Raw genomic sequence first — 12,840 nt, forward strand, 5'->3', positions numbered from 1 at the left:
TGGGGCATCATGCGTTAGCATGTGGGTGACTTGCGCCACGTATGCACGTGCGCGGACCCGCGTACACGTTGTGGTGGAGTCATGAGCAGGACGAATTTCAGAAAGGAGCGAAACCTTTGGCATATCACGATCTCGTCCCGCACCTCACCCTCGAAGAAAAAGCATCCCTCTGCTCCGGGCTCAACTTCTGGCAGACCAAGCCCGTCGAGCGCCTCGGTATCCCGTCTCTCTGCATGACGGACGGCCCGCACGGCGTTCGGCTGCAGCGGCCAGGCGGATCGTTCACCGATTCGGAGCCCGCCACGTGCTTCCCGACCGCCGCGGCACTCGCGAGCTCCTGGGATCCCGCGCTCGTGGAGCGAGTCGGCCAGGCGCTCGGCGACGAGTGCCGCGCGCTCGGCGTTCACGTGTTGCTCGGGCCCGGCGCCAACATCAAGCGATCGCCCTTGTGCGGGCGCAACTTCGAGTACTTCTCCGAGGATCCGCTTCTCTCGGGTGAAATGGCTGCGGCGCATATCCGCGGCGTCCAATCGCGCGGCGTCGGATCGTCGCTCAAGCACTTTGCAGCCAACAACCAGGAGTATCGGCGCATGACGACGAGCGCCGAGGTGGACGAACGCACCCTTCGCGAGATTTACCTCGCGAGCTTCGAAGGCGCGGTCAAGGGCGGACGCCCGTGGACGGTCATGTGCGCGTACAACCGCTTAAACGGCACCTACTGCTCGGAGCACCCGTGGCTTTTGAGCCAGGTGCTGCGCCGGGAATGGGGATTTGATGGCGTTGTGGTGTCGGACTGGGGGGCGGTGAACGATCGCGTCCAAGGGCTTGCCGCAGGGCTAGACCTCGAAATGCCCGGCGGGCCGTACGCGCAGGACGCCGAGATTGTCCAAGCTGTGCGAGACGGCCGCCTGGACGAAGCCGTGCTCGATGCGGCCGTGGAGCGCCTGCTCGCGCTCGTCGACCGGGTCTACCAGCCGCAGGGTCAACCCGCTGATTTCGACGCGCATCATCGCCTGGCCCGCCAGGCCGCGGCCGAGTCGATGGTGCTTCTGAAGAACGACGAGGCCGTATTGCCCATCGCGCCAGGGCGGCGGGTGGCGGTGATTGGCGCGTTCGCCGTGTCGCCGCGCTACCAGGGAGGGGGAAGCTCGCACGTCAACCCCGCGCGCCTCGACGAGCCGCTCGCGGAACTGCGCCGCGCGTTTGGGGATCAGCTTGTCCTGTACGCGCCGGGGTACGCGCTCGACGACGACGCGCCTCGCCCGGATCTCATCGAGGAGGCCGTGTGCGCTGCGGCGCAGGCGGATGTCGCCGTCATCTTTGCAGGGCTGCCGGAGAGCTGGGAGTCAGAAGGGTACGATCGCCCGCACATGCGCATGCCAGACGCGCACGTGGCGCTCATCGAAGCGGTGGCCTCGGCTCAGCCCCGCACAGTTGTCGTGCTGTCGAACGGCGCGCCTATCGAGATGCCGTGGATCCAACGCGTGCCGGCCGTGATCGAGGCGTATCTCGCGGGGCAGGCCTTCGGCGGCGCCATCGCGGACGTACTGTCGGGCGCTGTGAACCCGTCCGGCAAGCTGGCCGAGACGTTTCCGCTTCGGCTCGAGCACAATCCGTCGCATCCATTCTTTCCTGGCGAAGGTGACAGATCTGAATACCGAGAAGGCGTCTTTGTCGGCTATCGCTACTACGACACCAAGGAGATGGACGTGTTGTTCCCCTTCGGGCACGGGCTGTCGTACACCACGTTCGAGTACGAGGCCATCCGCGTGTCTCGCGAGATGATCCGAGACGACGAAGTGCTCACCGTGCAGGTGGACATTCGCAATACGGGGCAGCGCGCGGGGAAGGAGGTGGTCCAGGTCTATGTCGAGCCGAGGGCCTCGCGAGTGATACGGCCGCGGCGTGAGCTCCGCGCATTCGCCAAGGTGGCGCTGGCTCCCGGCGAGACGCGTACGGTCGAGTTTCAACTGGACAAGCGCGCGTTTGCCTACTACGACGTCGATGGCGGCGACTTCACCGTGGAAAGCGGCTGGTACGAGATCCGCGTCGGATCGTCCTCGCGCGATTTGCGCCTCACCGCCTCCGTGGAGGTGACATCCACCGCCCCGCGCAGGCCGGTGCCGGTGCATGCCCATGCGACGCTCGGCGACCTTTTGGACGATCCGGCCACAGGCCCGGTCCTCCGCGAACTGTTGAACGAGAAGCTCGCCGCTTCGCCGCTTGGCAGCGAGATAGACGCCAATCCCATGTTCGAAGCGTTCATGCGCTTCACGCCCATCGGTCGTGTCACGACGCTGTTTGGGGTGCCGCGGGACGAGATCGAGCGAGTGCTTGCGAAACTGCGGGCTGCGCAGGAAAGGTGGCAAGCGGAGAATGGGCAGGGGTGAGTGGATGCAAGCCAGCTTTGCGCGGGGGGCGAGCCGCGCGAACACAAACAAGGCTCAACCAGATATTGAGCCTCGTCCACATGGCTTCTCAGAGGAAATGGCAGGCGCCAAACACCCGAAAATATCTGAACATTCGGTTGAAATTCTGCGGCTCCCGTGGTATGATGAGTCTCAATCGAAAAGAGACGTGATTCCAACGGGAGTGGTGAGAATCATGCAGAAGACGGCGGAGACCACTACATGTGTGCTGTGCGGATCAGAGATCCCGGAGCCGTGCCGCCCTTGGGAAGAGCGCGAATGGGATCGGTTGTGCGACGACTGTGTGGACCGCTGGGTGCGTGATACGCAGTCGGAATGGTAACTCGTGTCAATCGTGAAACGCGCATGCGGTGGTCGCAGAAGAGGGCGCCTGTCCGGTGAGCCGGACGGCGCCCCTTCGCGTGTGCGCATACTCGAGCGTCAAGCTTTCCTGAGTCCTTCCGACACCCTCCGGGCGAGATCCGCGTCAATCTGCTCGAAGTGAACCATCTGTCGCTCGACGATCTCGCGATCGACCTGGCGCAGGGAGGCGGCGAGATTGTCGGCGAGGTCGGCCCGCTCTTGCTCCGGCATCACGTGGTATAGCTTGCGGGGCTGGGTGTAGAAGTCGCGATCGCGATACTCATAGTGCCCAACAAGCCCTTGCACGGGGTACTCAGGTCCGCGCGCGCGTTCCGTGGGCGCCGGATGGCCAAGGCGGTTCGGATAATAGTTCGGCGACGATCCTCCGTTGTCGTCGAAGCGCATGGCGCCGTCGCGCTGATAGTTCTGCGCCGTCGTGGCGTGCGGGCGGTTGACCGGCAGCAAGTTGTAGTTGGCGCCCAGGCGATACCTGTGCGCGTCTCCGTAGGCGAACAGCCGCCCTTGCAACATCTTGTCGGGCGAAAAGCCGATACCGGGCACCACGTGAGCGGGCGAAAAGGCCGCCTGTTCGACCTCGGCGAAGTAATTCTGCGGGTTGCGGTTCAAGACGAGTTTCCCGACGGGAATGAGCGGATAGTCTCCGTGCAACCAAACCTTCGTCACATCGAACGGATCGAACGTATAACGTTCCGCGTCCTCAAACGGCATAATCTGGACGTACAGCGTCCAGGAAGGATATTCTTTACGTTCGATCGCGTCGAACAGATCGCGCGTGGCGAAGTCTGGATCGCGACCTGCCATGTCCACGGCCTCGTGTCGCCGAAAGTTGCGAATGCCTTGGTTGGTCAGGAAGTGGTACTTGACCCACACCACTTGGTCGTCTTCATTGATCCAAGAGAACGTGTGCGAGCCAAATCCGTGCATGTGGCGATATCCATAGGGCGTCCCTCGGTTGGAAAAGAGAATGAGCACTTGGTGCATGGACTCCGGGGTCAAGCTCCAGAAATCCCACATCATGTTCGGATCCTTCAGGTGTGTCTGAGGATGGCGCTTCTGCGTGTGGATGAAGTCCGGGAACTTGAGCGGGTCTCGAATGAAGAAGACCGGTGTGTTGTTCCCGACGAGATCGTAGTTGCCTTCTTCGGTATAGAACTTGACTGCGAACCCCCTGGGATCCCGCTCCGTGTCTGCCGAGCCCTGTTCGCCTCCGACGGTGGAGAATCGGACGAACACCTCGGTTCGCTTCCCAATCTCACTCAGAAAGGCCGCTCGCGTGTAACGAGTGACGTCGTGTGTGACCTCGAAGTACCCGTATGCGCCGGCGCCCTTGGCGTGAACCACCCGTTCGGGAATCCGCTCCCGGTTGAAGTGAGCCAACTTTTCAATCAGATGGACGTCTTCGAGTGTCACGGGGCCGCGCGGACCCGCGGTTCTCGAATGCTGGTCGTCATAGACGGGTGCTCCCGTTTCGCGCGTCATGGGACGTTCGGTCATAAACTTCACCTCATATCAAGTATTAGTGTTAGACTAAGTATAAATTCAATATCTGTTCTTCGCAAGAGCAGCATCGAAAGTCCGAGTTGGATCCTTTATCATAGTCCGCAGAGGGCAAAAGAGGTGTTGATGATGACGAAGGGAGTCAACTGGACCGCGCAGCGGCGGGCCGTTTTCGATATCGTGCAGGCGTCGCCCGATCACCCGACCGCGAACGAGATCATGGAGCGGTTGACGGCGCGCGGGCACCGCTACGCGTACGCGACTGTGTATAACGCGCTTCGCTACTTGACCGAAAAGGGACTGCTGCGCGAGGTGAAGATTGGGGAGTCGGCAAGCCGGTATGACGCGAATACGCACGAGCACGCGCATGTCGTGTGCGAGCGCTGCGGCGCCATTGCCGAATTTGAGCAAGCCTTGCCCGAAAGCTGGATGAACGACATGGCCCAACAAACGGGATACCGGGTGGTGGGGGCTGACTTGGTGTTTCGTGGCATTTGTCCGGATTGCCAGCGTGTCGCCACCACCCATGCCGCACCCGGTTTGGAGAGAGGCTAAGCACCGATCCGCCATGATGCGGATCGGACCCGGCTCGCTTGGGTCGCCAGTTGGCCCGGAGCACCGGAGACAGGCCAAACGCCACCTGCTGCACCCTGGTGAGCAGGTGGCGTTTGTCTTTCGCCTTCCTCAACCCTGAACGCTTTCCCATTTACTCCGCAGCCAGTTCTTGTGGCAGCCTGAGCTCCTGCTCCTCCCGGGGCACTCTGCGAAACGGCCAGAAGTGCGCCGCTCCGACAATCGAGGTGCAGGCCGGCACGAACAGCGCCAGCACGATGAGCGCGTACAGCGCGAGGCCGATGATGACCGACAACCCAATTTCCACAAGCGTCGTCACGCCGGAGACCGACAAGGAGCCAAACGTGCCCGCCATAATGGCGGCGGCCGAGAAGACGACGTTGCCCATCTGCCGCATCGCGTAAAGCATCGCGCTGCGCAGGTTCAACTCCGGATGGCGCCTTAGTTCCTCGTCGAAGCGCGACATCAAGAAAATCGAGTAATCGACGCCGAGCGCCACCAACAGCAGAAGCGAGAAGAACGGAACCGTCCAGCTGATGCCCGCCTTGTGCATCACATCCACGGCGACAAACTGCAGGCACCCCATCGTCACGAAGTACGTGCCGGTGAGTGAAGCAATGACGTACAAGGGTGCGATGAGGGAGCGCAGCATCACCACGAGCAGGATGAAGATGGAACCCAGGATGAGCGCCATCATGCGGACGAAGTCCTGATTCGAGAGTTGGTTCAGCGCATACTGCGTCGGTGTCGTTCCCGTGAATCCGACTTGCCCAGTGTGGATAGGCGCGGCCGTGAAGGCGGCCTGGGCCACGGTTTCGAGCTTGGGCATTTCATCAATTGCCGTCATGGAATACGGGTCCGATTTGAGGGTCACGCGAATGTCCGCCACGTGCCCATCCGGCGAGATGTAGCTGTCCAGAGCTTGGCGCAGGCTCTTGTTCGACGAGATGGCGGACGCAGGCACGTAGAAGCCGGGATCGCCCGAGGTCTGCGCCTTGGCGGTCTCGTCGAGCGCGGACTTGACCGTGCCCACGCCGTTCGAGAGCTTGACGAGCGCGCTGTGAAGCTGATTTTCTCCGGCGCCCGCGTTCGCGAGGCCAGCGCCCAATTGCGAAGCTCCACTCGCCCACTTGCCAAGCCCTGCCTGAAGTTGGCGAGCGCCGCCACTCAACTGATTCAGTCCCTGGGCCAACGACGAAGCGCCTTGGCCCACTTGGGCAGCCCCATCGCTCAGACGCGTGGCGCCAGATGCCGCGCCGAGGTTTCCGTTCGCAAGCTCATTCGCGCCAGCGGCGACTTTACCCGCTCCTTCTGCGAGTGTGGATGCGCCATCCGCCCACTGATTCGTGCCGTTCGCCAGCTGGCTGGCCGCCTTCGCCGTCTGCTGAGCACCGGAGGCGTTGCCCTGCGCCAGCGCGACAATCTGCTGCCAATTGGGATCGGACGCTTCCGCTGGGTGCGCCTTCGTCCAGGCCGCGATGGCGTTTGCGAGCTGCTGCGCCGCCTGTGCTTCGCGGGCCGCGCCATTCGCCAGCGCCGTCTGTCCTGATGCAAGGTTGCGCGCGGAAGCAGCGAGCTTGTCAACGCCTTGCTCCAACTGTTGCGATCCGGCCGCGACCTGCGCTGCCCCCTTCGCCAACTGCTCATTCGCTTGCGCCAGCCGCGCCGCGCCGCTCGACAGCGCCTGTGCGCCGCCAGCAAGCTTCGAAGCCCCGTCCTGCGCTTGCGCTGCGCCTTGGCTGAGTTTTCCGCCGGCTTGCGCGAGCGCCGCCGCTCCGCTTGAAAGCTGCATCGCTGCGTCGGCCGCCTGGTGAGCGCCCTCCGGGCCGACGCGGCTCGCCACCTGATTCAGGCCGCTCTGCACCTTGGCCAGGCCGTTGGCCGCGAGCTGGTTCTGCTTGGCCAACTCGAACTCGCTGATGACGCTGCCTGTGGGACGGGTTGCGCTCTGCACCTGTTGCACAAACGGTAGCTTCGCGAGGGCCTCGGACACCTGTTCGATGGTCGCCAGCCCTTCCGGCGTGCGCAAATTGTCCGGCGTATCGATCACGACGTCCATCGGCAGGACCTTGCCGGGGCCGAACGCCTTGGACACCACGTGAAAGCCCACGACCGAAGGCGCCGTCGGGATGTCGGAGGTCGGATCGAACGTGCGCTGGTCCGTGAAGGAAAGCGCAATGGGTGTCAGCACCACGAGCACGCCGGCAAGCGTCCACCAGGGATGCCGGAGTGCCGTTCTGCCGGTCAGATCCCAGATGCGCGAGGGCTTGTGGCTTGCGCCGTCGATGTCACGCCGTGGCCAGAACACGTAGCGCCCGAGCGCCATCATGAGCGCCGGGAGGAATGTGAGGCAGGCGAACAGGGTCACGGCCAAGCCCACTGCCACACCGACGCCGGATCGGAACAGGCCAAAGCGCGCGAAATACAGCGTGGCGAACGAGAGAAAGACCGTGAGCGCGCTGTAGACCACCGTCTTGGCAATCCCCGACATGGCCCGCGCGAGGGCGTCCACGGGGGCGAGGCCTCGGCTCGCCTCCTCGCGGAATCGATTCAGCACGATGATGCTGTAGTCGGTTCCCGCACCGAAGATGATGGCGATGAGAAACGTGTCCGTGAAGGTCGAGACCGGCAGGCCGACGTTGGCCAACACGGCCACCAGATTCGTCGTCAGGAGATAGGAAAGCCCGATGCAGAGCAGGGTGAGAAACGGGGCCACGATGGATCGAAAGACGACGAGCAGAATGACCAGCACGAGGGCGATGGTCACGCCGGCCGTCTTTGAAGCACCGTCCATCGAGATGTTGATGTTGTCGTTCTCGATAGGTGTGTCGCCCGTAAACAGCACCTGCGCGTCCTTCGGCGGCTTCTGAAACACTTGGTGAAGCTGGTTGAGCGATGCGTCGGTGGCTTTGGATACGTCGTTTCCCGGAAAGCCGACGGTCGCGATCTCCACCGTACCATCCGCGCTGAAAAACTGATTCTGCACGGACTTCGACTGGTTGTAGGCAGCCGTGACGGTTTTCACCCCGTAGGCGGCCTTGTGGTCGGCCACCTGCTTCAGTTTCTGCGTGAACCACGCCTTGTCCGCTGCTGTCAATCCGTGCGGGTTGTAAATCGCGACGACGGCGCTAGACCCCGCCTGGCGCGCCGGATCGACCCGCTTTAACCAATTGCTCGCGATCACGACGCTCGACGAGTTCGGCAAAAATTCCGTGTTCTTGTGGGCGACAATCGCGTTCAGCTGCGGCAAGAACACGTGCGCCACCGCCACGGCCAGGACCCAGATGGCGATGATGGCATACTTGAAGCGCGCGACGAAATGGGCGTAACGCTCTGCCACGGACTCGCCTCCTTCCGCAAGATGGGCTTGACAACTGATTTAGTGGCCGAAAGAATTCTACCAGGGAACTGTCAGGTTTTCCAGACGATTTTCCTCACGCTTTGCCGACTCGTGTGCAAAGTTCGCAGTTTTGTAGATCGCTGTTCAAGAAACCGTTGAGTCAAAGGTGGTATACTCACACGTAGTCCGCATGGGGGAAGCGATTGCCGCTCGGTCAGCTCGTCGGATCTCGCAGGAAAGCGAGGGGAGAGCGTGAATCACAGCGAAGTCACTACGCTGATTGCAACCGTTGTCGCTGTCGTGTTCGCCATCACGGTCATTTTTGTGCGGCTACGGGCGTCCAAGCGCCCGACCAATGCGCGGAAGATCCTCATCCCGCCGCTCGCCATGAGCACGGGGTTCCTGATGTATGTCTTTCCGTTCACGCGCGAGCCGATTCTCTACGCCATTGCGGCGTTTTTGGTCGGCTGCATGTTCAGCTATCCGCTGATAGCCACGAGCCATTTTTACGTTGGAGAAGATGGCGTCTATCTGAAGCGGTCGAGGGCGTTCATCTATATTTTGCTCGGACTGCTGGTGGTGCGCATTGTCCTCCACAGCGTCGTCGAGCGGTATGTGGACGTATATCAGACGGGATCGCTCTTCTTCTGCCTGGCATTCGGCATGCTCGTGCCCTGGCGCATCGCGATGTTTGTGCGCTACAAGCGCTTGGTGCGCGAGATGGAGGCGTCGAAGTCGGGCGCCAAGACAGAACAGCCCGCGACCTGATGAGCGCGGGACGAGCAGCATAGGAGGATGGTTGTGCGTAGTCTGCGCGGGTTCGTCATTGCTATCGTGATTGCCATCATCGTCATCGGCGTGCCCATTGTCCAGTTGGTGCGCCCCGTTCCTCAGGCGGCCGCCGATGTGGCCGCGCCACTGCCGCGCGCCATTCCGGGAGAAAAACCTGTCATCCATTGGCCCTCGCAGGGTGAGGCCGCACTGATGGCCGATGGGGTGGGCAGCTTCGGGACGTACGGGCCCCAGGTGGCGGTACCTATCGCGAGTGTGACCAAGGTGATGACGGCGTATCTTGTGCTTCAAAAGCACCCGCTGCAACTGGGGCAACAGGGCCCTTCCATCACCATCACGCCGGACGACGTGAAGGTGTATCAGCAGGATAAGGCCTTGGGACAGTCCGTGGTCAAGGTGGCTGCGGGAGAACAAATCACGGAATACGAGGCACTCGAGGGATTGCTTTTGCCTTCCGGCAACAACATGGGCACACTCTTGGCGAAGTGGTGCGACGGTTCCGTGCAGGCGTTCGTCCGGGAGATGAACGCGACCGCGAAGAGGCTTGGGATGACTGAGACGCACTACGCCGATCCCACGGGGTACTCGCCGGCGAGCCAGAGCGATGCGGTTGATCAGATGAAGCTGTTTGCGCTCGCCATGCAGAATCCGGTGTTTCGCCAGATTGTGGGAGAGGCCCAGGCGGAACTTCCCGTCGCGGGGCTTGTGTACAACGTCGATTCGGTGGTGGGGCACGGAACCATCATCGGAGGCAAGACGGGATCGACCCTCGAAGCGGGCGGCTGTTTTGTGTTTGCCGCGCGCAAGGTCATCGGCGGCCGCGAGGTGCTGATCATCGGTGCGGTTTTGGGTCAGAAGGGCCCGCAGCCTCTTGCTGAGGCACTGAACGCAGCCGTCGCGATGTCGCAGGACGCCCAGAAGGCACTTCGGTCGGTTCCACTCGTCTCCGCCGGTCAGACGGTGGGGACGCTGTCTGCGCCGTGGGCGAAGCCCGTCTCGCTCGTCGCGACGGAACCTGTGCAGGTCATTGGCTGGGGAGGGCTCCCTGTCAAGCAGTCGTATCGGGCGGATGTGCTCGATTCGAAGAAGCCGATTGCGGCTAACCAAGTGGTGGGCCAGCTCCAAATCCAGGTTGGGGCGCAGACGGTGCGCGTGCCCGTTGCGGCCGCATCCTCCGTTCCGGCGCCCACGCTCAGTTGGCGCATGAAGCGTCTCTGAGAAGTCCATATCGATGGAGGTGGGCCGTTTGGTTCGACGATGGATTGCCATCGCCTTCGGAACGGTCGTCGCGCTTGTCGTGGTGATTGCGGTTGGGTTTTACCTCGCGGTCCGGCTCACGCCGTTCGACGCAAGCCTCTTGGAGGAATCGCATCAACCGACGGTCGTGTACGCCGCCGATGGGACGAAGCTCCTGACGCTCGGCTCGCCGAACACGGATTTAACGTATAACCAAGTTCCGAAAGACATTCAGGACGCGATTGTTGCAACCGAAGATCACACCTTCTGGACCAATCAGACAGGTATTGATCTCAAATCCATCTTTCGCGCGCTGTTCGTGGACGTCTCTTCAGGCAGCTTGGCTCAGGGCGCGAGCACCATTCCCGAACAGTTGGCGAAGATGGTCTATCTGACGGATCAGAAGACGTTTGCGCGGAAGTTCAAGCAGATCATCTTGGGTCTGCAGATCGAGCGCAACTTCACCAAGCAGGAGATCCTCACGATGTACCTGAACCGCATTCCGATGGGCGAGAGTGCGGTGGGCATTGAGCAGGGGGCTCTGCGGTATTTCGGCATCGATCTCAAGACGGAACCGAACAAGCTGACGCTCGCGGACGCGGCGCTCTTGGCGGGGCTGCCCCAAGCGCCGTCGGCGTATGACCCGCTCGTGCATCCGCAAGCGGCGCTCGAGCGGCGCAATCAGGTCCTGCAGAACATGGTGCGTTACGGCTATATCACGCAAGCGCAGGCCGATGCCGCGGAGAAGCAGCCACTAGGCGTATCGTTTCATTCGTTCCCGGGGGACGGTTGGGACACCCAGCCGCTTCTCACGAACTTCCTGCTCGACTATCTGAATCGGCACGGCATCCCGCCTCAGGAGGTCATGCAGGGCGGGTTGAAGATCTACACCACCATCGCGCCGAACGTGCAGAACGCGATTAACGAGGTGTTCTGGAGCGGGAAGTACGACTCGGACTTCCCGGGGCCGACGACCGGGACCGTCGTGGAAGGTGCGGCCATTTTCGTGGATCCGAAGACCGGTGCCATTCTTGGCGCGGCGGGATCGCGCAGGCAGGGGTATGTGCCGCTCGGGCTGGATCGCGTCTACCAGGCGAGCTCGCCGGGATCGTCCATCAAGCCTATCATGGATTACGCGCCGGCTCTGGCTACGGGCAAGTGGACGTACACGTCCATCCTGGACAACACGCCCCAGGATTTCGGCGGAGGTTACATCCCGCAGAACTGGGATCCAAACGCGCCCCCAAAGGTGACCCTCCAGTACGCGCTGGAATGGTCGCAGAACGTCGCGTCGGTGTGGCTTTTGTCGCAGATCGGCATTGACACGGGGGCCAACTTCGCCAAGGCGGACGGCATCCCGCTCACGCTGAAGGACTATGAGCACCTCGGCATCGCCATCGGCGGTCTGGAGAATGGGGTCACGCCGATGGAGATGGTCGCTGCATATACGCCATTTGACAACAACGGCATTCGGTCTCAGCCGTATCTCATCACGAAGATTGTGAACAGCCAGGGCGGGATCATCTATCACGAAGGGCCGCAGCAGACGCAGGTGATGACGCCGCAGGTGGCGCTCGACATGACGCGCCTGATGGAGGACGTCGTGGATTACGGCACGGGCCAGAATGCCAAGCTTCCGGGCTGGGGCGTCGCGGGCAAGACCGGGACCGTGCAGTACAGCGCCGGCCTCGTGAGCGATCATCCGAACTGGGTGCGCGACGGCTGGTTCGACGGCTACACGCCGAACCTCGTCGGCAGCATCCACATCGGGTATGACGTGTCGACGCCGGAACATCACATGACGATGTCGCCGGTCGATCCGTCCGCGAACGCGGCGCAGATCTTCCACGACATCATCGCGCTGGCGCTGGCGAACGAGGCGCCCGAGCAGTTCCCGGTGGGGCCGTATCCTTACATCACCGGCACGGCGCAAGGGGTCGACTACGTCAATCAGATGAACAGCGGGCAGAACAACTCGAACCCGACGAACGCCATCTCCAACCTGACCGCGACGTACAACCCGAGCGCCAACACGGTCACCCTGTCCTGGTCCGGCAGCTTCTCGCAGCCTGTCACCTACGTGGTGACGCGCGTGTCTACGAATGGCGCGGATGAGACGGTGCCCGTGGGGCAGACGACGGCACAGACCATCACGGACACGTCCGTACAGCCCAATGAGACGTACATCTACACGGTTCAGGCCACGAGCCAGGCGACCGGACAGGCCGTGGGCAAGCCGGCATCGGTGACGGTGACGACAAGCCAAGCGCCACCGAATGGGAACAACCAAACAAACACGGCGCCGCCTGGAAACGGCTTGAACAACACGCTCCCGGGAAACGGGACGGGCGGCCTCGGGAACCAGAGCTTGGGGAACACGACCGTTGGAAACACCACCACAGGCACGAGTAACGACACCGGCAACACGGCGAACGCGTTGCCGACCAACAGCGCGGTGACGTCGACACCTCCCGAGGCCGCCAGCCCGACCCCCAAGTCCCAGGTGATGTCGTCTGGGAAAGGCGGCCATGGCAATGGGAACGGGGATACCAACGGGTCGACCTCGAATGGCACCCAAGCGAACATCGCTAATACACCATGAGCAAGCGG

General features: G+C 62.3%; 7 protein-coding genes. 5 read left to right on the forward strand and 2 right to left on the reverse strand.

Annotated elements, in window-relative coordinates; genetic code table 11:
* The first annotated feature begins 116 nt into the window (after positions 1-116).
* Positions 117-2,390: a glycoside hydrolase family 3 C-terminal domain-containing protein gene (locus AC27E8_RS12065; RefSeq protein ID WP_487098995.1), complete on the forward strand. Its 2,274-nt coding sequence runs from the start codon at positions 117-119 to the stop codon at positions 2,388-2,390.
* 459 nt (positions 2,391-2,849) lie between these two features.
* Here the strand turns inward: AC27E8_RS12065 and AC27E8_RS12070 are convergent, their stop codons facing one another.
* Positions 2,850-4,286, reverse strand: a complete 1,437-nt coding sequence (locus tag AC27E8_RS12070; RefSeq protein ID WP_487098996.1) for a catalase — start codon at positions 4,284-4,286, stop codon at positions 2,850-2,852.
* Positions 4,287-4,418: 132 nt separating this feature from the next.
* Between AC27E8_RS12070 and AC27E8_RS12075 the strand changes: the two genes are divergently transcribed.
* Positions 4,419-4,844, forward strand: coding sequence for a Fur family transcriptional regulator (locus tag AC27E8_RS12075; RefSeq protein WP_487098997.1), 426 nt, complete (start codon positions 4,419-4,421; stop codon positions 4,842-4,844).
* Positions 4,845-4,995: 151 nt separating this feature from the next.
* Here the strand turns inward: AC27E8_RS12075 and AC27E8_RS12080 are convergent, their stop codons facing one another.
* A complete protein-coding gene (locus AC27E8_RS12080; RefSeq protein WP_487098998.1) occupies positions 4,996-8,202 on the reverse strand; it encodes an MMPL family transporter in 3,207 nt (1,068 codons plus the stop codon).
* Positions 8,203-8,454: 252 nt separating this feature from the next.
* Between AC27E8_RS12080 and AC27E8_RS12085 the strand changes: the two genes are divergently transcribed.
* The 3 genes from AC27E8_RS12085 to AC27E8_RS12095 are packed head-to-tail and all read left to right on the forward strand — an operon-like array spanning position 8,455 to position 12,832.
* Positions 8,455-8,970: a CcdC family protein gene (locus AC27E8_RS12085; RefSeq protein ID WP_014463340.1), complete on the forward strand. Its 516-nt coding sequence runs from the start codon at positions 8,455-8,457 to the stop codon at positions 8,968-8,970.
* Between the two features lie 27 nt (positions 8,971-8,997).
* Positions 8,998-10,212, forward strand: a complete 1,215-nt coding sequence (locus tag AC27E8_RS12090) for a D-alanyl-D-alanine carboxypeptidase family protein (protein WP_487098999.1) — start codon at positions 8,998-9,000, stop codon at positions 10,210-10,212.
* A gap of 19 nt (positions 10,213-10,231) precedes the next feature.
* Entirely contained in the window at positions 10,232-12,832 is a 2,601-nt protein-coding gene (locus AC27E8_RS12095) for a transglycosylase domain-containing protein (protein ID WP_487099043.1), read from the forward strand.
* Positions 12,833-12,840 lie beyond the last annotated feature (8 nt).

The sequence above is a fragment of the Alicyclobacillus sp. CIJ1 genome (assembly GCF_057538885.1).

Coding starts and splice junctions, on each gene's coding strand:
- AC27E8_RS12070 (WP_487098996.1), bottom strand. CDS start 4,286: ATGACCGAACGTCCCATGACGCGCGAAACGGGAGCACCCGTCTATGAC.
- AC27E8_RS12075 (WP_487098997.1), top strand. CDS start 4,419: ATGACGAAGGGAGTCAACTGGACCGCGCAGCGGCGGGCCGTTTTCGAT.
- AC27E8_RS12090 (WP_487098999.1), top strand. CDS start 8,998: ATGGTTGTGCGTAGTCTGCGCGGGTTCGTCATTGCTATCGTGATTGCC.